General features: G+C 58.1%; 19 protein-coding genes. 2 read left to right on the forward strand and 17 right to left on the reverse strand.

What is annotated here, in order from left to right; all coding sequences use genetic code 11:
- Positions 1–94: 94 nt before the first annotated feature.
- The 5 genes from ACIPO9_RS01625 to ACIPO9_RS01645 all read right to left on the reverse strand — a co-directional run bounded on the left by ACIPO9_RS01625 (position 95) and on the right by ACIPO9_RS01645 (position 3,903).
- Positions 95–691 carry a cysteine dioxygenase gene (locus ACIPO9_RS01625; RefSeq protein WP_400778479.1) on the reverse strand — a complete coding sequence of 199 codons (597 nt, stop codon included), beginning with the start codon at positions 689–691 and terminating at the stop codon, positions 95–97.
- A gap of 139 nt (positions 692–830) precedes the next feature.
- The gene (locus ACIPO9_RS01630; protein ID WP_400778481.1) at positions 831–1,670 is read right to left on the reverse strand and encodes an amino acid ABC transporter ATP-binding protein; all 840 of its coding nucleotides are present in this window, start codon (positions 1,668–1,670) and stop codon (positions 831–833) included.
- The gene (locus ACIPO9_RS01635; protein ID WP_400778482.1) at positions 1,657–2,340 is read right to left on the reverse strand and encodes an amino acid ABC transporter permease; all 684 of its coding nucleotides are present in this window, start codon (positions 2,338–2,340) and stop codon (positions 1,657–1,659) included. The genes ACIPO9_RS01630 and ACIPO9_RS01635 overlap by 14 nt, the downstream gene beginning before the upstream one ends.
- Entirely contained in the window at positions 2,330–3,064 is a 735-nt protein-coding gene (locus ACIPO9_RS01640; RefSeq protein ID WP_400778485.1) for an amino acid ABC transporter permease, read from the reverse strand. Before ACIPO9_RS01640 ends, ACIPO9_RS01635 begins: the two co-directional genes overlap by 11 nt.
- Positions 3,061–3,903 carry a transporter substrate-binding domain-containing protein gene (locus tag ACIPO9_RS01645; RefSeq protein WP_274132559.1) on the reverse strand — a complete coding sequence of 281 codons (843 nt, stop codon included), beginning with the start codon at positions 3,901–3,903 and terminating at the stop codon, positions 3,061–3,063. Before ACIPO9_RS01645 ends, ACIPO9_RS01640 begins: the two co-directional genes overlap by 4 nt.
- A gap of 348 nt (positions 3,904–4,251) precedes the next feature.
- On the opposite strand from ACIPO9_RS01645, the gene ACIPO9_RS01650 reads away from it, so the two are divergent.
- A complete protein-coding gene (locus ACIPO9_RS01650; RefSeq protein WP_400778488.1) occupies positions 4,252–5,106 on the forward strand; it encodes a LysR substrate-binding domain-containing protein in 855 nt (284 codons plus the stop codon).
- 18 nt (positions 5,107–5,124) lie between these two features.
- On the opposite strand, the gene ACIPO9_RS01655 is transcribed toward ACIPO9_RS01650, so the two are convergent.
- From ACIPO9_RS01655 to ACIPO9_RS01665, 3 genes are all read right to left on the reverse strand, one after another.
- Positions 5,125–5,850: an alpha/beta hydrolase gene (locus ACIPO9_RS01655; protein ID WP_400778490.1), complete on the reverse strand. Its 726-nt coding sequence runs from the start codon at positions 5,848–5,850 to the stop codon at positions 5,125–5,127.
- A 242-nt stretch (positions 5,851–6,092) separates the two neighbouring features.
- Positions 6,093–7,418, reverse strand: coding sequence for an LLM class flavin-dependent oxidoreductase (locus ACIPO9_RS01660; protein WP_400603880.1), 1,326 nt, complete (start codon positions 7,416–7,418; stop codon positions 6,093–6,095).
- Between the two features lie 15 nt (positions 7,419–7,433).
- Positions 7,434–8,375 carry an aliphatic sulfonate ABC transporter substrate-binding protein gene (locus ACIPO9_RS01665; protein ID WP_400603882.1) on the reverse strand — a complete coding sequence of 314 codons (942 nt, stop codon included), beginning with the start codon at positions 8,373–8,375 and terminating at the stop codon, positions 7,434–7,436.
- Between the two features lie 185 nt (positions 8,376–8,560).
- Between ACIPO9_RS01665 and ACIPO9_RS01670 the strand changes: the two genes are divergently transcribed.
- The gene (locus tag ACIPO9_RS01670; RefSeq protein WP_400603884.1) at positions 8,561–9,004 is read left to right on the forward strand and encodes a hemerythrin domain-containing protein; all 444 of its coding nucleotides are present in this window, start codon (positions 8,561–8,563) and stop codon (positions 9,002–9,004) included.
- Between the two features lie 56 nt (positions 9,005–9,060).
- On the opposite strand, the gene ACIPO9_RS01675 is transcribed toward ACIPO9_RS01670, so the two are convergent.
- The 9 genes from ACIPO9_RS01675 to ACIPO9_RS01715 form a co-directional block, all read right to left on the reverse strand.
- Positions 9,061–10,059: a bile acid:sodium symporter family protein gene (locus ACIPO9_RS01675; RefSeq protein ID WP_400778493.1), complete on the reverse strand. Its 999-nt coding sequence runs from the start codon at positions 10,057–10,059 to the stop codon at positions 9,061–9,063.
- A gap of 104 nt (positions 10,060–10,163) precedes the next feature.
- Positions 10,164–10,397, reverse strand: a complete 234-nt coding sequence (locus ACIPO9_RS01680) for a hypothetical protein (protein ID WP_400778495.1) — start codon at positions 10,395–10,397, stop codon at positions 10,164–10,166.
- Positions 10,398–10,579: 182 nt separating this feature from the next.
- Positions 10,580–11,758 (reverse strand): GGDEF domain-containing protein, encoded by a 1,179-nt coding sequence (locus ACIPO9_RS01685; RefSeq protein ID WP_400778498.1) that lies wholly within the window; start codon positions 11,756–11,758, stop codon positions 10,580–10,582.
- Positions 11,759–12,069: 311 nt separating this feature from the next.
- Positions 12,070–13,437 (reverse strand): DNA-processing protein DprA, encoded by a 1,368-nt coding sequence (locus ACIPO9_RS01690; RefSeq protein WP_400778501.1) that lies wholly within the window; start codon positions 13,435–13,437, stop codon positions 12,070–12,072.
- Entirely contained in the window at positions 13,434–15,530 is a 2,097-nt protein-coding gene (locus tag ACIPO9_RS01695; RefSeq protein ID WP_400778502.1) for a RecQ family ATP-dependent DNA helicase, read from the reverse strand. The genes ACIPO9_RS01690 and ACIPO9_RS01695 overlap by 4 nt, the downstream gene beginning before the upstream one ends.
- A gap of 296 nt (positions 15,531–15,826) precedes the next feature.
- Positions 15,827–17,830: a DUF3732 domain-containing protein gene (locus tag ACIPO9_RS01700; protein WP_400778505.1), complete on the reverse strand. Its 2,004-nt coding sequence runs from the start codon at positions 17,828–17,830 to the stop codon at positions 15,827–15,829.
- A complete protein-coding gene (locus tag ACIPO9_RS01705) occupies positions 17,827–18,288 on the reverse strand; it encodes a three component ABC system middle component (RefSeq protein WP_400778507.1) in 462 nt (153 codons plus the stop codon). Before ACIPO9_RS01705 ends, ACIPO9_RS01700 begins: the two co-directional genes overlap by 4 nt.
- Complete coding sequence (locus ACIPO9_RS01710; RefSeq protein ID WP_400778510.1) at positions 18,285–19,502, reverse strand: hypothetical protein; 1,218 nt, start codon at positions 19,500–19,502, stop codon at positions 18,285–18,287. Before ACIPO9_RS01710 ends, ACIPO9_RS01705 begins: the two co-directional genes overlap by 4 nt.
- Before the next feature lie 713 nt (positions 19,503–20,215).
- Entirely contained in the window at positions 20,216–21,037 is an 822-nt protein-coding gene (locus tag ACIPO9_RS01715; protein ID WP_400778512.1) for a hypothetical protein, read from the reverse strand.
- Positions 21,038–21,336 lie beyond the last annotated feature (299 nt).

Below are 21,336 nucleotides of genomic sequence, written 5' to 3' on the forward strand. Positions count from 1 at the left end.
CCGGCGGGAGCGGTGTGTCAGACGATGAATTCGTCACAGGTACACCGCCCCCGCCGGCAAGCCGTGCTGCTACGAGAGCACGGCCTGGTTCATATCAAGCGTAGGCCTTGATCGACGGGGCCATTTGCGAGGCGTTGTAATTCAGGACCTTGCCTTCGGTATTGACCCCGTAACGCCCGTTCAGAGACTCCAGCGGGCGACCGTAGAGGTGGAAATGCAGGGTCGGCGTGTCGCCATCGACCTTGATGCCGTGCAGGTCTTCGCCCAGGAAGCTGATCGAGGTGCCCGGTTGCACCACCACTTCTTTTTCCAGTTCCAGACGGGCGAAGGCCGGGTCGCTGCCATCGTCGGTGCGGGCCCATACGTAGTTGATCTCTTGCCCCTGGACGGCAACGATCACCGCCCAGGTTTCATGGTTGTGCGGCAGGGTGCTTTTGCCCGGCAGCAGCGAATTCATGTACAGCGTCGGGGTGTCGCCGTCGTCATTCAGGCGATAACGAAACGCCGTGTCACCCTCCCCCGGCACCGGTGCGGGAAAGGTGTCGAAATTGAACAGATCGTGCCGCTCGGCCAGACCTTCCAGCAGGCTGACGATTTGCTGCAGCGCTTCACGATCGACGCCGCGCTGGTGAATCAGGCGAATCTGTTGCAGGAATGCCTCGATCACGGGGCTGCGGGTTTCAATGCTCATCAGGTGCTCCTTTTATTAGATTCAAATACAAACCACCTCTGTAGGAGCGCGCTTGCCCGCGACGGCGATGTGTCAGCGACCCGATATGTGACAGACAGATCGCGATCGCGGGCAAGCGCGCTCCTACAGAGTGTGGTGCTCAAACCGACAGGCTATACCGCCCGATATTGCTCAACAGATACGGGTCGCCACTCGCCACCGGACGACGCCCGGCGTCCCCCAGCGCGTGACGCAAAAACCCCTGGGTGCGCTCGCTGGTCGGGCGCTGAAAAATCTGTTCGGCGCTGCCGTGCTCGACGATCAGGCCGTTCTCAGTGAAATACACCACGTCGCTGATGTCCTCGGCGAAGCGCATCTCGTGGGTGACCAGCACACAGGTCATGCCCTCCTCGGTCAGCTCGCGGATCACCGCCAGCACCTCGCCCACGGTTTCCGGATCCAGGGCCGAGGTCACTTCATCGAACAGGATCAGTTCCGGGCGCATCGCCAAGGCACGGGCAATCGCCACCCGTTGCTGCTGCCCGCCGGACAGCTGCCCCGGATACGCATCGGCCTTGTGCTCCATGCGCACCTTGGCGAGCAAGGCCCGCGCTTCCTGTTCCGCATCCTTAGAGCTGCGCCCCAACACCTTGCGCGGAGCGATCACCAGGTTTTCCAGTACAGACAGATGTGGAAACAGGTTGTACTGCTGAAACACGAACCCCACGCGCTTGCGCAACTCGATACGCTGGGCTTCGGCGTTGAGCGTGTGCACTTGCGTGTCGCCGACCCGAATCGTGCCGCGCTGGGGCTGCAAAAGGCCGGTGATGCAACGCAGGATCGTCGACTTGCCCGAGCCCGACGGGCCGATGATCGACACCGCCTGGCCCCGCTGAACCTCAAGGTCGATGCCGTTGAGCACCGGATTGCTGCCGAACGACAGATGCACGTCGCGCAGGCTGACAAGGGGCTGCTCGGTGCGCGTTTCAAGAGAAGGCATAACGTCGCTCCAGGTGTTGAGTGAGTCGCGAAATCGGGTAGCAATAGACGAAGAACAACGCCAGCACGCTGAAATAGATCATCACGGTAAAGCCGGTGCGGTTGACGGTATTGCTGGCGATCTGCGCGGTGTCGATCAGGTCGTGCACCCCCACCAACGAGGCCAGCGCCGTGCCCATGGTGATGACCGCGTACAGGTTCATCCATGGCGGCAGCATGCGTTTGAAGCACTGCGGCAGGATGATCGAGCGAAAGATCTGCCCCCGGGTGAAAGCCAGGGAGCGAGACGCTTCCCACTGAGTGCCGGGAATCGATCCGATGGCCCCACGGAAGATTTCCGCAACGTTGGCACTGGCCGGCAAGGCCAGACCGATGGTGACTTTCACCCAGTCCGGGAAGGCCACCCAGTGGCCGCCGATGTGAAGCTCGAACGGGAACACGTAGGTCGTGAAATAAATCAGCACAAGCCAGGGTGCGTTGCGAAACACCTGGACCCAGATTCGCGCCGGCAAGCGGGTGATCCACAGCGGCGACACCGCCAGCGCACCGATCAGCAAACCTAGCAGCGAGCCGAGGGCGATCGCCAGCAGGCTGATCAGAATGTTCTGCCAGAAACCTGTGGCCAGGGCCGGGGACCACTCCCACAGCGCGCCGACTGTTTCAATGACCATAACCGGGCATCCTCAATCGGGCTTCGAGAAACCTGCCCACGCAGTTGACGACAAAGCTGAGCAGGCCGAAAAACCCCAGCAGCAGAATCATCAGTTCCAGCACGTTGTCGCTCTGGGTCCAGATCATGATCGAGGCGTAGGTGATGTCGCCCACGGCAATTGCCGAGGCCACGGCCGTCATCTTCACCAGATCGATCAGGTTGTTGATCAACGAGGGCAAGGCAAAACGCACCGCCAGGGGCATCTGCACATTCCACAGCAACTGGCGGCTGCTGAAGGCCAGGGAACTGGCCGCTTCAAGGGTGACCGCCGGCACTGCTTCGATCCCGGCGCGCAAGGCTTCTGCGTGAAACGCGCCCTTGTGCAGCGAGATGACGATCACCACCCAGGCGAACGGTGTCAGGGGGTTGGCCGTGCCCACGGCCTGGGTCAGCAACATGTTCAGGACCAGGAACGCGCAATACAGCTGCACCAGCGTCGGGGTGTTGCGCGTGACCTCGACGAACACCCGCGCAGGCCGTGCCAGCCAGGGCTTGCCGCTGGTCAGCATGGCGGCAAGGGCGACACCGGCCAGCAGGCTGCCGACGAGGGTGAACAGGCACAGCCACACCGTCGTCAGCGCGCCCTGGAGCAGCGAGCCCCGGGCATAGGCGTCCAGCACGAAGCTGTAGTTCAGACCGAGCCTGGCCGCCCACTGCACGAACACTTCAAGCCAGTGACTCATGCACCGCTGGCCTGGAACTTGTCATGCAACTCCACCAGCGCAGGGGACGCCGGGGTGATGTGATGGCGTTTCTCAGCCTCGATCAGCCAACCGGTGCGGTGCCAGCCTTTGACGATGGTGTCGAGTTTCGCCTGGGTGTCGGTTTCGCCGGGGCGGGTCCAGATCACCGACGGTGCCGGGTTCAGCTCGGGGGTGATGGCGCGATAGTTCTGCCACTCGGGGCTGTCGGCCACCAGCGGATTGATCAGCGTCGCGTCGTGAACGGCGGCCACACAGTTGTTGCCACGCAGCGCCAACAGCGATTCGGACGAGCTCTTGAAGGCTTTCAATTCCGCGCCGAATTCAGTCAGCGGCTTGACGTAGCTGCTGCCCTGGGAGGTGCACACCGGCTGACCCTTGAGGTCTTCCCAGCGGGTGATCTTGCTGTCCTTGAGCACCGCAGCCGTGCCGCCGACGCGGTAGAACGGCGTCGGCACGAACCCCAGTTGCTGGCCGCGCTCGGCGGTCCATTCCATGTTGGCGATCAACAGATCGACCTTGCCCTGTTGCAGGAACTGCACGCGGTTGGCAGGCAGCACCGGAACCAGTTCCACCTCGGCGCCCAATTGACGGCCAAGGTCTTCGGCCATATCGACGTTCAAGCCCTTGGGTTTCTGGTTGCCCGGGTCGATGGAACCGAACGGCCCGCCCGACAGCAACACCCCCACGACCAGACGATGACGCTGCTCGATCTTGTCCAGCGTGGCATCGGCCTGAACGGCAAAACTTGCGCCCAGCGCAGCGAGCGTACCGACGAACAAGGGCAGCAAACGGGTAATGGGCGAGCGCGTGTATGGCATGGATTTTCCCTCGATGGTCATCGTCACTTGATGACCCGCATCCTAGGGAGGGAACGCTGCGGACGGAAATTCAAATATCAAATATGGTTATAACTTTCTGGTGATGCGTTTTTGATGCAAATGGAATAAGCCTGTATTTACTGGCCCATATGGGAGGATTTACAAAAAGCCTTCCATAAATCATAAAAAATCGTAATGTATTACGCTTCCCGACTGATGTAACTCTGTAGGAGCGCGCTTGCCCGCGACGGCGGTGTGTCAGGTAAATATCTGCTGACTGACACACCGCCGTCGCGGGCAAGCGCGCTCCTACAGGGATTGTGTCTGGCCCTGACTGAGTACGCCCCCATGTCCACCACCCTCGACCTCGAACTGCTGCGCACCTTCGTCGCTGTCGTCGACCATCACAGCTTCGCCGAGGCCGGCGCGCGGCTGTCGCGTACGCAGTCTTCGGTGACCCAGCAGATGCAACGACTGGAGCAGCAAATCGGTGTCAGCCTGTTTCAGAAGCAGGGCCGGCAGAAGCAGCTGACCGAACCGGGACGCCAGCTATTGCGTCACGCACGCCAACTGCTCTCGCTCAACGATGACGCGCTCAATTCGCTTCGGGAAAGCAGCATGAGCGGTGTGCTGCGCATCGGCTCGCCCCACGACATCGCGGACACCATCCTGCCGCCGATCCTCAGCCACATCGCCCGTTCGGCGCCGAAACTTCGGTTGGAAATCGATGTGGGGCGCAGTCCGTTCCTGATGGAGGACTTGCACCGGGGCAAGGTCGACATGGTGATTTCAACCCGTGAAGACCCGGGCCTTGAGGGCTTCGCGCTGCGCACCTCGCCGGTGTGGTGGATCTGTTCGGCGCAGTACCTGCACGTACCGGGCGAGCCGATTCCGTTGATTCTGGTGGACGAGCCCAGTATCTACAGGCGCTACGCCATCGAGGCGCTGGAGCGGGCCAGCATCCCCTGGCGCCAGGCCTATCTTGCGTCAAACCTGATCGGTATCAAGGCTGCGACCCGCGCAGGCCTGGGGGTGACGGCGCGGAGCATGGAAATGCTCGGGCCGGACATGCGCGTACTGGGCGAAGCGGACGGGTTGCCACGTTTGCCGGACGTGACCTATCACCTGTGGATCAGGCCCAACACCGTGAACCCGCTGGCGCGGCGGGCGTACGAGTTGATTCGCGCCAGCCAGGGTTTGTGACCCCACCCCGCAGAAGCGTTAGCCGCGAGAAAGCTGAGCTTGCACCCAGCGACTGAGATCGGTCACTTCCGCCGAGGTGATGGTATGCCCCGCTCCGGGGTAGGAATGGAACTCCGGGCTGATCAGCAGATTCTCCAGCACCGTGCGGGCTTCGGTCGCGCCGGTGTAGGCCACGCGGTTGTCCGCCTCGCCATGGCCGATGAACACCTTCAGCGGCTTCAAGCGCTCCTCGGGTTTGAGCCGGCCATTGAGCGCCGAGAGAATCTTGCCGCTCAACGGCGCAATTCCCCGCACCAGTTCAGGGTGCTCAAGGCCGATCTGGTAACTCATCATGGCGCCTTGGCTGAAGCCGATCAGGATCACCTTGTCAGGCTGGGTCGCGTATTTCTCCGTGGCTTGCTCGATGAAGGTACGCAGCAGGTCGGTGCTCTTGTCCACGTCACTGGTCACGCCTTCGTAGTCGGCCTGGTCGGTGTCCTGGGAGAACCATTTGTAACCTCCGCCATCGACTTCCATTGGCGCACGCACCGAGAGGTAGGTGCTGTCCCTGGGCAGATCGTCCTTGATGCCGAACAGATCACGCTCGTCGCTGCCGTAACCGTGCAGGAAGATAATCAGCGGTTTGTCTTTGGAGTCTGCGGGCGCCGCAGCGAGGTAAGGCAAGGCGAGGTCGGTGAGCAGTGCGGGTTCGGCATGGGCCAGCCCGGTGAAGACACAGAGCAGCGCGGCGAAAAACTTCATCATTGGGAACAGGCCCTTTCATAAAAACGTCGGGCCCATCATACCCAGCATGACCTGGATGTCAGCCGCTAATCGATCAGGGGATGCTGTCGGATTGCTGTACAACATGCAGATTCCACGACCAGGAGAACGCTGAAAACCCTGTAGGAGCGCGCTTGCCCGCGATGGCGGTGTGTCAGCCACACATCAGTGATTGATCTATCGCCGTCGCGGGCAAGCGCGCTCCTACGGGATCGATGGGGTTGCTACTCCGCAAGCTCCGCCAACCCCAGGTGCTCACGCAGCGTCGATCCTTCATACGCCGTGCGGAACAGCCCCTTGCGCTGCAAATGCGGGATCACGCTTTCGGCAAACTCGCTGAACGACCCCGGCAGATACGCCGGAGAAATCACGAAGCCATCACAACCGCCCTGAGTGAATAGCTCAGCCAGTTGATCGGCAATCTGCGCGCCGGTGCCGACCAATTGCGGCACCCGCACGCTGCTGGCGAAGATCCGGCCCAGCTCTTCGAGTGTGGTGTCGGCGCCCTGCATCAGCAATTTCTCGGCCGCAGCAGGATGAATTGACGGTGCGCGGGCAATCTCAGCCAGGGTCGATGACAGGGAAAACGGCGACAGGTCGACATTCAACTGCGACGCCAGCGTCACCAGCCCCAATTCCGGACGCGCCAGCGCATTGTGCCGGTCGCGCTTGGCCCGCGCTTCGGCCTCGCTGCCGCCGATGAACGGCATCACCGCTGTCAGCACCTTGCAACTGTCGGCGTGGCGCCCTTGCTGGACCACCTGGCCGCGCACATCCTCACGAAACGCCTGCATGGCCTTGAGGTGCGGATGAATGGTGAAGATCGCCTCGGCCCAGCGCGCACCGAACCGCCGCCCACGCCCGGACGAGCCGGCCTGGATCAGCACCGGCCTGCCTTGAGGTGGGCGCGGGATGTTGAGCGGGCCATGCACCTTGAACCACTCGCCCACGTGCTCCACCGAAGTAATCTTCGACGGATCGGCCAGCACGCCGTTTTCCCGATCCAGCTTCAGCGCGTCCGGCGCCCAGCTTTTCCAGAGCTTGAGCGCGACCTCGACGAATTCATCGGCGCGGTCGTAGCGCAGATCGTGCTCCAGGTGCTTGTCCTTGCCGAACAGCCGGCCTTCGCTGTCGTTCATCGAGGTGACGATGTTCCACGCCGCCCGCCCCTTGGACAGATGGTCGAGGGTGGCGAATTCCCGGGCGATGTGCGCAGGCTCGTAATAGGTCGTGGATCGCGTGGCGCCAAGGCCCAGCTTGCGGGTCTGCCCCACCAGATACGAGAGGATCGGCAGCGGATCGAGCCGCGTCGCGTCCTGGGCGCCGTAACGTAGCGCTACCTCCCGCGAGCCGCCCATCTGGTCGCCCACGGCCAGGCGGTCGGCAAAGAACAGAAAATCGAACAACCCCTCCTCCACCACCCGCGCCGTGCGCGCGTAATACTCAGGGTCGAGGTAGTTGCCCAGGGTTTCAGGGTGACGCCAGGCGGCATGGCTGTGGATAACCGGGCCGCTGAGCAGGAAGGCAGACAGGTGAATTTGACGACTCATGCGTGCACTCCTGCGTTATTTGCCCTGGGGAACCCAGACTGCGATGTCGGAAATCTTCAGCGGCTTGGGAATCAGCTTCGACTCGTAATAGAAATCGGCAATGCGTTGCTGTTCTGCCAGTTGATCGACCTTCACCGGAACGATGTCATAGCTGCGGCGGCTGTTGGCCAGCTCCACGGTTTCGGGCGGGATGTTGCCCCACAACGGCGCCAGGTTCTTCGCCGCCTCCTGCGGGTGTCCCTTGACCCACTGGCCGGCGTCGTGAAGGGTATCGAACACCACCTGCAACACTTCGGGGTGGGCCTTGGCGAAGCTGGTGTTGGCGACGTAGAAACGGTTGTAGTTGGCAACGCCATCGGTGCCGTCGGCCAGTACGCGGACGTGATGCTCGCGTTGCTGGGTGGCCAGGAACGGGTCCCAGATCGCCCACGCATCGACGTTGCCGCTGGAGAATGCGGCGACGCCATCCGGTGCTTCCAGGTATACCGGCTGAATGTCGGCCAGGGTCAGCCCGGCTTTCTTCAGCGCCGAGATCAACAGAAAGTTGCTGCCCGAACCTTTGGATACCGCCACGCGCTTGCCTTTCAGATCGGCAACGCTGCGAATCGGCGAGCCGTCCTGAACGATGATCGCCTGGGCACTGGGCGACGGGTTTTCCCGCGCGTAGTAAGTCAATGGCGTACCCGCAGCCTGGGTGAACAGCGCGAAGGCATCCGCCACATCGGCATGCAGATCGACGCTGCCGGCGTTCATCGCACTCAACAGTCCGCTGCTGAACTCATGCCATTGCACGGTAAAACCCAGGGGTTTGAGCCGCTGCTCGATCTGCCCGTCATTCTTGAGCAACAGCCAGAGGGTGGAAGAGCGCTGGTAGCCAATGCTGATGACCTGCTCGGCGTGGGCGGTGACCGTGGCCAGCATCAGCGCTGCGGCAACGAAAAGTCTGCGAAGGGGCATGGGGATCCTTGAAATGACGAAACGGCATGAAGGCAGATGATTAAAGTCGTTTTTATTATAAAAACAGTCAGAAATTATGAAAGAAACGTATAGATCTAAGCTTATGCCGCGCACACCGATGGAACGTCTGTTCACAGGGAACGGTCTAGCCCTAGTAGCTCACATGTCAATTGAGGGACCTCACCGTGAACATCTTCGAAGCCCTGAGAGAAAGCCACGACCGCCAGCGCGGATACGCCGATGCCCTGATCCAAACCCACGGCGAAAGCGAGGCCCGCGTCGAGGCCTACAAGCAGTTGAAAGCCGAGTTGCAGGCACATGAAACTGCCGAAGAGCGCTTTTTCTATATGCCGCTGATGAAGTTCGATAACGGCGTAGACCTAAGTCGCCATGCCATCTCCGAACACCACGAGATGGACGAACTGATGGAAGAGCTGGACGAAACCGACATGTCCAGCCCGGCTTGGCTGGTCACTGCCAAGAAGCTGTCAGAGAAGGTGCATCATCACTTGAAAGAAGAAGAACAGAAGTTCTTCCAGATGGCGGGCAAGTTGCTGGATGACACACAGAAGGAAAAACTTGCCGGCAGTTATGTGAAGGAATATGAAGAACAACTAGCTGAAGAGTGACAAGCCATGAATGAAAAAGCCCCGAATGATCGGGGCTTTTTTATACGTTGTGGCAATTATGGATCGACCTGGGCCATCAACTCCGGCACCGACTCCTGGCGCTTGGCGTAACGCTGGGCCAGGGTCGCGCAGACCATCAGTTGAATCTGGTGGAATAACATCAGCGGCAGGATCAGCACGCCGATGGTGCTGCCCGCGAACAACACCTGGGCCATCGGCACGCCGGTCGCCAGGCTCTTCTTCGAGCCGCAGAACAGAATGGTGATGCGGTCTTCGATGTTGAACCCGAAGATCTTGCCCAGGACATTGGAGATCACCAGGATCACACCCAGCAACACGCAGCAAACTACTACCAGGCCCGCCAGATCCCACGCTGGAATCTTGTGCCAGATGCCCTCGTTCACCGCCTCGCTGAACGCCCCGTACACCACCAGCAGGATCGAGCCCTGATCGACGAACTTCAGCCAGTTCTTGTTGCGGCCGACCCATGCGCCAATCCAGCGGCGCGCAATCTGCCCGGCAATGAAAGGCAGCAGCAACTGAATGCTGATCTTGACGATGGCATCCACGGTCGAGCCGCCATCGCCGTGCACATTCAGCAGCAAGGTCACCAGCAGCGGCGTCAGGAAAATCCCGAACAGGCTCGACGCCGCCGCACTGCAGATGGCCGCCGGAATATTGCCGCGAGCCAGGGACGTGAAGGCAATGGCCGACTGCACCGTCGCAGGCAAAGCGCACAGGTACAGGATGCCCATGTACAGGTCTTTGCCGATCAGCGGTGAAAGCACAGGCTTGAGCGCCAGGCCCACCAGCGGAAAGATCACGAAGGTCAGGCCAAACACCAACAGGTGCAGGCGCCAGTGGCCTGCACCGGCAATGATCGACTCACGGGACAGCTTGGCACCGTGCATGAAAAACAGCAGGGCGATGGCGATGTTGGTCAGCCAACTGAAGCCTACGGCCACCTGGCCACTGGCTGGCAGAAAACTGGCGATGATGACCACCGTGACCAGGGTCAGGGTGAAGTTATCGGGCAAGAAACGAGGACGAGTCATCTTATTTTTTCCGGAGGTGCCAGGAACATGATCGCAACGATACACGCCTGGCACACGACCGGCTAACGCCAGAAAGCCGATGAATAGCGGCTAACGGACAACATTCAGGATGAAAGGCCGCCATCGATCACGCGCAGGACGGTGACGCGACGTTTGCCAGGGTTATCGGCGATCAACTGACTCAGCGCTTCCTGCCACTTGTGCACGTCTTTTTCACGGGACAGCGCCATCAATTGCTCAAGGCCCACCGCCTGCTGCGCAGTCGTGACTGCGTTGGAACCCTCGGCCATACGTTCACGCTTCAACAGGTTTGCTGCAATTTCCGAGAGGGTACTCAAGGTGGGCTCCATGGCACGCGCGTCGTGGCATGCCGAACATAGCTGCGGGGGATGAGCGCAGGATGGCGTCAACTTTCGGTTGTCGCGGCCCCTGCACCACAGTTACAGCAATGTTCAGACCACAAGTCCAGGCTCGGGCTGCGGCGCGAAAACTGGCTGATGAACGGTTGAAGAACCGCGGTTCAGGGCGCTTGCACGGGTTCGTCAGTGGCCAGCGTGCGATCGACCAGGCGGATACTGTCGCGCCCGCCGCGCTTGGATTCATACAGCGCTGCATCGCCCTGCTCGATCAACGCCCCAAGGCTGGCGGGCGGCTGGTCGAACAGGCTGGCGCCGATGCTCAGCGTCACCGCTTCAGGGGTAGAAAACCCTTGGGCTGCGGCCACCTGGAAGCGCTCGCGCAAGGTGCTGCCCAGTTCATGGATGTGCTCGCTCGATGCATTGCTCAGCAGCAGCACGAACTCGTCCCCGCCCAGACGCGCCGCCAGCGAACCGTCAGGCAGAATCGAGCGGATCATCTCGCTCAACGTAATCAGCAACCGATCCCCCGCCGTGTGCCCGTACAGATCGTTCACGGACTTGAAGTTATCGATATCGATCAACAGCAACGCGCCCGGCCGCGAGGGCGACACATCTTCGAGCAGGCGCGGCGCCCTGACTTCAAGGGCGCGACGGTTGTACAAGGCCGTCAACGGATCACGCGCGGCCAGACGTTCGATGCGTTTTTCCCGACGATAGCGCTCTGAACCGGTCATCGACAGCGCGATCAACATGATCGCCATCGCCCCCTCGACCAGGGAAATCTGAATGATCTCCCCGCGCAGGGATGCCAGATCGATCAAGGTACCGGGAATCACCGCCGTGATGACCTTGCACAGATAGAACAGACCGTGAATCAGCAGCACATACCGCAACTGCCCCGCCCCGACGCTGATGGTCTTGCCGTGCGGCCGCAGCAGGAAGCTGGCCCGCAGCGTCAGCACGGTGATGATCGACGACTGGATCCCCAGCATCACCTTCGACCACCAGGGTTCGGCGGGCAGGAAAAGCATCGCCAGCCAGATCGGAATGATCAGCAACCACCCCCTCGACAGCCGCGCCGCGGTAAACCGCGCCACTCCCACCAGGAACAGCCAGTGCGCCATGATCAGCAAACCATTGGCGAACCAGACCCCGATGACCACGATGCCGCTGTTGCGCAACAGCGCCAGGATGCAGCCGATGCTGATGGTGGCAAACCCCGCGCTCCAGAACACCAGCGAAGGCTCGCGCACATTGCTCCACTCGATCGCCAGATACAACGACGCCGCCGCGGCCAGGGCAATCGAAAGGGTAAGCATCGTGGTGGGATCGAGTGCCATGTACTGCCTGGATATCTGAGGTGCAAGAGGGAGGCGCAATTGTAAACGTTCAGGGCGTTTTTTCGAGAGTTTGGCGCATGTGTCGTGACGAATTGTTGTATCGGGGGTGGTACGGATGTGAACAGGACGTATGGGGCGTTGGACAATCCCGCATTCGATACTGGCAAAACCATCGAGTTAATGGTTGTAAACACTCTGAGCGAGCCCTATGAAAGGCAGGACGCTGCCCCCTCACAGTGCTTTAAAATATTGGTCGCCGAGCGCTTATAGGCACTTGGGATTGCTGTATGAATGGCGCGTGTAGTGACCGATCAATCCAGCTTGAATCCCATCTGTCCATCGGTCACTTGGTCCGAGCTAGCTATGATGATGGCTTCAGATTCTCCCCGTTCCAGCCACTGGAACCGCACCGGGTTAGTCAGCTTTTGAATTCGACCCTCATCGAGTGATTGTTTGAGCCATTCGCCGATCTGTTTCTTGGAAATGCCCCAGCGCTCGCTCAGCTCGTCAGCGGCTACTGGCCTAGCCAGGCATGCCATTTTTCGCAGAAAGAATTGGTAAAAACTCAGCTCACCCATGTCGGTAGCCTGAGTTGTACCCAAACTCGAACCTTCATTAGCCAGCCCCTCTCTGGCGGGAGGATAATGCAGCGTGTCGCCTTCAACGGGCGCCGATTTGACGGGCTCTTCCTTCACGCTCAAAACACTATCGTTGGCAGGTACTGACCCGGATACCAGGTCTGGCTCAGGCTCGGACTTGGCTTGAGCATTCAGCCCGTGGACATCGACATGGGCCACCGCAGAATCCAGCCATTGCGCGCCTTGCGACACCAACGCGGAATTTCCAGATTCCGGATTTGCGTCCTGCTTGACCCACAAGGGTACCCAAGCTTTTTTCAGGTTTTCGATAGCACCATTCCAAGTTCCGCCTTTGGTTTCGGAGCGGACCACCACTGCGGCCTGACTCATACAGTAGATGTATTTGTTCCGGGCCATTGCGTTTCCAGCATTGAATCCTGCCTCGGGAAAAAATGGTGAAACCAGCACTAGGTTGTTGTTCATCAGCCCATCGCGCCATTTGCTAGATAGCGCTGCCGATAACAGACTATCGGCCATAATGCCGATGACGGTTCCTTCCTGTTTCAATCCGCCCTGCATCGCCGCCTCATCGACGCCCCGCGCGCCACCTGAGACGACGGTCATTCCGGCCATCGCTATCCGCTCACCAAGAGAGGAGGCATAAGCAAGGTCGGCGTCATCCGCCTTGCGTGCTCCGACGACGCTGATACCGCGTTGATTGAGCAGTCGCGGATTTCCACAGCCGAAGAGTACTGGCGGCGCGGTATTGCGTAGATGGTGCTTAAGCGCTTTCGGATAGTCGGCGTCAGATCGAGTTAGCACCCACAACCCAGCCCGGTTCCACTTCTCCAGCGCCAACGCCAGCGCATGGCCGCGCTCAAGCAACTGCTCAATGCGGCTCAGTGATATTTTGTCATCCTGCCACCCCTCAAGCACCACGTGTGGCTCAGCTGTCACCAACTCTGCAGGCGTCTTCCCATGAGCGTTGAGCCATTGAGCGAATCGTCCCCATTCCGTTGGGGAGAGCGGTTTGGCGCCACCGACAGATTTTGAGAAGTAAGACGTCAATAGGAGGATCGACTGAGTATTGGTATTTATCATGCGTTGCTTGCCGTAGATGAGATTGCCAGCGGATAGACGAGGTCGCTGCCCGCTTGCTTGAGTAGTGCAGCAATGACGGTCATCGTCCAGCCTGAGTCGATCATGTCATCAACCAGCAGCACCGGGCCAGCGGGAATGTCCGCATTTACCGCGAACACGCCATCCAGATTACGGCACTGGTGGAATCGATTGTTCTGCCACTTTTGTGGCTCGTTTTCTCTCACCTTGGTCACACAGTTGACGAAGGGAATTCCCAGAGTGTTCGCCAAGCGACTAGCAAAGTCAGGTACCAACATTGGATGCCCCAACGACGGCACGCAGCACAACCAAATAGGCGTGGGATTGGGCTGCCAGCGAGCCTGGATCATCTCAGCCATGGCTGCAACCAGTTCATCGTCAAAGTGACCTTGCTCCTTGCCTTCAGCCGCCAAATCTCCCCACCCTCCATCACGCCATTGTGATAGTACTCGACCTTCCGTTGCTTGAAGGTTGGCAGGTAGGTTGGTCGGGAAGCCGTAGTGCTCAAAGCCTCCCTTGGCGATCTGTTTTTTTGGCTTGATGGGAAACTCGGCCTGGTGAATGAAGGTTGCCGCTCGATGCAGCAGCCGACTGTCTACCTGACTTGATACCAGCTCCCTGCCCAGGCAGCGCTCGCACTTCCCGCAAGCGTCATCTTCCGGGTCATCCAACGCGTGTCGTAGGAACGCCATCAGACAGCCAGGTTCATTCAAATATGCCTGAACCTGTTGCCACTCATTCTCCCGCAGCTCAGTCAGCCTGCTGATTCGGTTCTCATCCAACTCATAGTGAACTGGAGTCCGCAGCCACTTGCTTTCGTGCTTGATGAGCGGCGCCGGGCTCTCGACGCTCAGAAGCTTGAGGATTTTTTCTATCTGTCCGTGGGAAAGATTGCTGTGCTCCTCCAGCTCTCGAATGGTCAGTCCATTGGACTGCGCTAAGACACGGAGTAAATGATTAACTTGGCTAGGCGGCGGAAAAGCTGCGTGCCTGAAAAACTCATGAATTTGTTCGTCTTCCTCTCCTGACATCAGCAAGCCTAGGGAGTGATCGATAGCGCGTCCTGCTCGGCCAACCTGTTGGTAGTACGCGACTATTGAGCTCGGCGCTTGGTAGTGAATGACGAAGCCCAGATCAGGTTTGTCATAGCCCATACCCAGCGCAGTGGTAGCCACCAGTACCTTGAGATCGTTGGCAAGCAGTTGGTCTTCCAGGTATTGGCGATATCCATCGCTATTAGCAAAGCCGGGGTTGGTTACGTCGCTGTGATATGAAGCAGCATTGATCCCATTAGCACAAAGCCAGCGCGCGACTTGCTCACTATCGCGCTGGGTGAGGGTATAAACGATGCCCGTCCCCGGTAAGGTTGGGATGGTCTGGGCGAGCCAGGCCAGACGGCTGGCTTGATCCGGCATGGTCAGGTTTTGCAACGACAGGCTTTCGCGTGTCAGTGGGCCTCGAACGATGTGGATGTCACCAAACTGGGCGCGGATATCATTCACTACCCGAGTGTTTGCCGTCGCAGTAGTACCCAAAAGTGGTGTGTTGGGAGGCAGGAAACGCAGAATGTTGACTATGCGTCGGTAATCTGGCCGAAAATCATGTCCCCAGTCGGAAATACAGTGTGCCTCGTCGATGACCATCAAGCCGATACGATCTGCGATGGGCCGAAGAATGTCTTCCATGAAATTGTCGTTTGCCAATCGCTCCGGAGAGATCAGCAAGCAGTCCACGCGGTTGGCCAGCACGTCCTGGCGGGCCTGTTCCCATTGCTGGGTATTGGTGGAATTGATGGTGACGGCGTTCACACCGATTCGGCGAGCTGCCTCGATCTGATTACGCATCAAGGCCAGCAGAGGAGAAATGATGATCGTCGGGCCTTGCCCGCGATCGCGCAGTATTCGAGTACTGATGAAGTAAACGGAGCTCTTGCCCCAGCCGGTACGCTGAACGACCAGCAGCTGTTGGCGGTGATTGACCAAGGCGTCAATCGCCTCCCATTGGCCGTCTCTGAATACCGCAGCCTGGTTGCCGATGGCGACTTTCAAGAGATTCTCAGCATCGTTCCGTTGCATAGATCAATTCCTTTTTCATCAATCCTTCCCAAGACATGACGTCCCGGTTTCCTATGACAGATCTTCCAAAGCAATTCGAGCGTGATTTTGCTGGGCCGGTTAGCAACCTTTTCTGTGGAGCAATCCTGCGAGCTGTTAGCTGACTTCGCTGATTATAGATGAGCACTTGTGCCTTCCAGTACGCAGAACAGACTCTGAAAAAGGGGAGGATCGCTTCAGCAGTGATCTGCAAACGCGCCAGCAACACCACGGTCAATGGCGGAAACACGCATGCGCCGTCCATCTTTTTGTAGCTATTACTCGTCAGCGATGAAGCCTCGTGTCCTCCAGGTCGCCCGTACATAGTCCGGGAATTTATAGCCTTCGCCCAAGGTGAGTCGGTCTGCGTGATCAGAGACGATGATTTGCGGGGTTACCTTGGTTGTCTTGCCGGTCTCATCGCAGAACTTCGCCAGTTGAGTGAACATGTTCGTCACGGCACTCATGTCGGCGTCGACCGCATTTTCACGTTTAGCCTGTTTCGCAAGCTCCTTTGCATCAAAGTCTTCCGCATCATCCAGTGACGCAGGGAAGTACACTTGGGTAGGCTGATCAAGGAACAGGATTGGGGGGATCTTGCATCCTTTGTTTGAAAGCGCGGCAAACTGGTAATGCAGCGACATGAACAAGGCAAGGTGCGAGTACAGCCAGTTCGCCCCACTGCCCATCGAGCGCAGGTAGACCCGGGTGTTCGGGGTCTGCTGGTACCAAAGGTCGAAGGTTTCGATGTCAAAGCGCAGCTTCGAAGGCTTGTAGGTATCTTCGAAATCGAACTGGTTGCCAATTTCACACATCTTGGCGTCGATTTCGGTACTCAGCGCTTTGAGCCTGTCTTTGATGTCGTATTTCGCCAAGAGCGCGGCAAGACGATCGACTTCTGCGCGCAGGGTTTTCTCTTGGATGAGCAGCTCTGATTCAGGTTTGTCCAACTGCTCTTGAATGGCGATCTCAAGTCGTAGTTTGGCCTTGATTGCCTGCTCATCGATCGACTTGGACGTCTTGAGCTTGGCAATTTCTTCGTCGAGTGGCTGGATATCGGCTTGGATGCGACGCAGCTCTGCGTTTACCTTGTCGAGATCTTCTTGAATGTTCCGGCGTTCTGCGGCGAAGCTTTCACGCGCATAGGCGGACAGCTTGAGCTCATCATTCAGCCAGTCAATCGCGTCTATTAGCTTGTTGGCCTCCATGGCAGGCGTGCTGGTGGCGGCCTCGCACAAGGGGCAGTGTGCTTCCGATAACTCAATGGAGTCGGGCAAGGTATCGGCCGTCATGCTCAAGCTGAATTGAGTAGCGGAGGTCAGAGACTCACCGATCAATCTCATCTGCCCTTGCAGCTTGCGCTTCTCGATGAGCTGAGCGATTCGTTGACTCTGGAGCTCAGCTCGGCGCTTCTCGACCTCATCGGAAAGCACGTCGATTTTGACGGCCTGCTCTGAGATTGCCTTTAGCATGGGCACCGGATTGCTGTAGATGTATTCCGCCGTTGCGTCGGTCAATGGAAGACCTGCCAAGGCCTTGAACTCGACCAGGTGACGGTTGTAACGAGTGATTGCTTTCTCTTTGCGCTGTTCTTGCTTGGGAATCTGCGCTTGGACTTTCTTGAGCTCGTACTTGGCAACCTCATGATCCCGGTACAGGTCGAAATAGGCCTCATCCACAAGTCCCATCAGGATCTTAAAGTGGTTGATTGCCTGGTCACGTTTTTCCTTCTCGTCGAAACGGTAGAAAATCGCGTGCTTGTTGGCCACCAGGTTCTGATGCTGGAGCATAAAAGAAGAAAAGCTGCGTACTGACGGGGTGGCAGACTTGTTACGGCCGGCGGCTTTCAGGTAGGGGTCTTCGTCGACATTCTCCAGGGTGATCGCAAAGTACCGTCCGAGGCTTTTCTTGAAGTCTGCCAGTGGCATGTAGTGCTTGGGATCGAAGAACGCTTTGGGTTGCTCTATGAGCTCAAGCAGCCGGTCAGGGTCTGAGCCTTGCACTTCAAGCAAAAAGCAGCGATCGGATTTTTTCTTACGGGCGGCCACGACGAAATAGCTTGGGAATTGCAGAGCGATGAAGAATGTCTCGGCACGTTGGGTGATCGTCCCCACTGGAATGGTGTCCTCCGTGCTACCGAGGCAGTAGTCGAAGATTTCCAGGATCGCGCTTTTGCCAGTGGACGATTTGCCCGTGATGACGTTGAGTCCAGGCTCCAGTCGCACCTTGTGAATTTTGTTTTGAGTGTCGACTACGCCGATGTACCGCAGAAAGCATTTCATAGAGACTTGAATCCTAACGTCCTGTAGATGGAAACCACGTCCGCTTCTGCGCAGACCATGGACAGCCGGCGGGCGGCTTCGAGCTGTTTGGGGTTGGCATTGCCAGCCTTAACGTCCTTGATAGATTTCACCGTCAGATCGTCGGTGAGCTCGATGCTCTGTTCTGCCTGAAGCACAAGCAGAGCGGCATTTGTCAGCGATTTGAATTGCTGAGTGTTGTAGGTGAGCCCGACCAGCCGTTTCTGTTCTTTGCATAGCGTGCGTAGGTTGCTGGTCTTCCTCACGGTTAGCAGGTACTCCTGCATGGCCGGGTACAGCACCATGGGCAGAACCAGATAGCTCAACAGCAAGTCGCGTTCCCGAGACTTGGAATGGGCAAAGAAATTGTGGATGACCGGCGCCAGTGCGATCGGAGAGCGCTGGAGCGTGAAAAGATGCTCGATAGGTTTTACGCTCATTTCCAGAGCCTCCAGTAAAACTCCTTCGCTGGGTTGGCATGCGCTGCGTCTGCGAGCATGTGATAGATCCCGTTGCGAAACTCAACGGGCGTGTCTTCGAAGTTGCGAAATCTCACAACGTCCAAACGACACCGGGAATGATAAAACTTCAAGGATGCTTGCTGAAGCTTGGTGCGGTGCGAGCTTTGGTCGCAGTCGCTCATGAGTTCAGATCTGTGGGCGCTGTGGGTGCGCATGTGATTCTTGCTGTAACCGTCCACGTCTTCCTGGGAGAGGGTGCAGTCCTTTATGAGTTCGACAATGTATTCTTGGGCATGCAGCAGATCGGCAGTCGCTTCAAGAATTACATCCTCTTCCCCTCCGATCTCATCCAGCTTTTGAGCATAGAGACGCTCACGTACATCAAGTTTCGCCGCTTCTCGCTCTATCAAGTCAGTGTTGACTCGGGGAAACCGCACCGAGCCGATCATGTAGCGAGCAGTCAGCTCAGTGAATTTTCTGTTGAACTCCGCCGTGGTGAATCGCCAGCCATCAGTAACTTTGACTGCACTCGTCATGAACCCGAAGAGGTCATTCAGGAAGTCGTCCGTGCGATGCTCATGTATGCTTTTCAGATAGGCTTTTTTGTACCTGGCAATCAAGCCGGCCAAGTCTGGCTGTTCGGTAATGATCTTGACTTTGGGAAGCGCATCGATCAACGACCGGCGCATCTCTTTTGCCATCACCTTGCGCTGCAGTGTCAACGCTTTTGAGGGGCCGGACGTCTTTCCTCCGGCTTCACCTTGTTCGGTGCCTTCACGGGTAGTTTCTTTGCCTGATTTCGCTTTTTCGAAGCGAGTCTCAGCGTCCTTCAGGATGTCTTCCAATGCAGCGAGGCGCTGATCACCGCTCCACTGAGGCCAACCTTTGATGGCCGTTCGCTCCCCGTAAGCCTGGGTGGTCAGCAGAATAAGGTTGGCATACTGCGAATGGTCGAATTCTGGCTTTAGCCAGTTATTGAGGGTATTCCAGAAGTTCTCGTGGCTGTCGGTCAGGCTATCGCTGTATTCCTTTACTTCGATCTGATCTCGGCCTTCGATGGTGACGTCGCCGAATACCTCGATCCAGAGAACATCGTCCTTATCCAGCGTGTGACAGTAGTCAATCGCTACGTGGATTTGGTACTTCAGGGCTTCGTAGAGCTTCGTCGCGTCAAAATCTAGCTTCGCGTTCACAGCTACTCCAATCTTGGATAAACAAGATCGACCAGTGCAGAGCTAATTTCGCCATCCTGGCCGGTAAAATTCGCAATACTGTATCCATATACAGCCAAATTGCAGCTCGGGATAATTTTACCAACGCGGGGTAGCTAAACGCTATCCTATCCACGGATGCCAGCGCATATTTGACTTTACGCTTGCTCTCAAAGCGGGGTAGCACGGGTTACGATAGCCCCAAGTTAAAGGCCTCCGGGCGCCGCTCACAGCGATTAAGCAACTGCTCGATCTCTCTTGGTCGGCAACACGTAGCTTGGACTTGCCCTGCCAAACTGCAGACCAACTCCCCGGACTCTGGGGGCTGCACACCGGTGTGGTTACCCGCTGCAAGCCGAACCGGCAGGCGAACAGGCGCGTCTGCTGGCGATAAAGGCCGAGCCGTCATCGCTTACGAGTGCGCCGGCGTGCTTGTTCGTTGATCACCAAAACGCCTCTCTGGACCTCCCAACATCAAGCCTCGGATGTCGTCACCGCTGTACCCGGCCGGGCTGGCAACCCAACCGATGGCCTCACGGTCACAGCAGCCCAGGGCAAACGCTACACTCAACCCCCGACCTTTAGGGGAGAACCATATCCTGTATTTCATAGGGCTCGTTCAGCCACAATCTGCCCCACTCACCACGCTTTCATCGTTGCACATCAAGCCTTATCCATCTGGGAGCGCTTGAATCTTAATCAACCGTCACACCAGGCTGATCCTCCTCGGAACCATCAGTGTCAATCCCGGCGAGGATCTCGGACAGATTGTGAAAATGCCCCTTGTCCTTTTTGGTTTCCGAGGTGTCGGTGTCGCTGCCGGTTTGCGCCAGGGCGTCACTGAGGGTCTGGTGTTGTACCAGCCATTGCGGCGCGGTTTTTTCTTCCGGGCTCATGTTCTCCAGAAACGCCAGTGCCGCCTTGGCACGCCCGACCGGGTCGTTGGCATAGGGGTCGGTGAAGTTCTTCTGCTGGTCGGCCGGGCCACTGTAATAACCGGTGGCCAGGCGCTCCTGTTGGCGCATCAACCCTTTGGCGGCGGCCTGTTCTTCGGCGCTGAACTGGCCGCCCTGATTGGTGGCCACGGCATACAGCGAGCGACGATCGAGATCGCCCATCAACGAATTGCGATCGGTGTCACTGCCGTCGTACGGTTTGCCGCCGCTCTTCATCAACGCGTACTTGCTGTCCATGCGTGTACGCGCATCCGAGGCGACATCCGGGAAAGACAGCCCTTTGGAACTCGAAACCGCGCCCGGCTGCGATACACCCAGTACCAGAGCGTCGGCGGTCATGCCCGAGCGCGCTGGAAAGTATGGCGTGTAGTTGGCGATGGAATGGCTGTAGCCCACTGACTTGCTGGAGAGGCTCACCCAGCCGGTGCTGTCATCCGCCTGATTGCTCTGATTGGCTTGAGTGGCCGCAGTGCTGGCGTTATCGGTACTGGAAGAGGTCTTGCGCAGGGAGGCATTGGCGTAAGCCGACATGGCGGTGTCTGAAGCGTTATTGACGATCATCCTGGCTTCCTTGGCATGGGGCGCCAAACCGGGCGCCTCGAAATTGGATGCACGACGGACCGCGACACGCGAATGCGTCGGGACCTGTGCAGAGGTTTGTTGCACGAAATAAATTATTTAATGGTCATACAAGCCAAATAGTGTTTCGGCCATTTATCGCGTTACTTGAGGGTAACTAGCTCCAAGGCCCTCATCAAGGCAAATAATGCTTAATGAAGCACTGTTGTGAATTGGTCTCCTTGATAACTTTTCAATTGGACTATCTGATCAGAACAATAACTTTAATACAGGTCCAGAAC

The sequence above is a fragment of the Pseudomonas sp. NPDC090203 genome, from assembly GCF_044746765.1.
In the GTDB taxonomy this organism is placed as follows: domain Bacteria; phylum Pseudomonadota; class Gammaproteobacteria; order Pseudomonadales; family Pseudomonadaceae; genus Aquipseudomonas; species Aquipseudomonas putida_AD.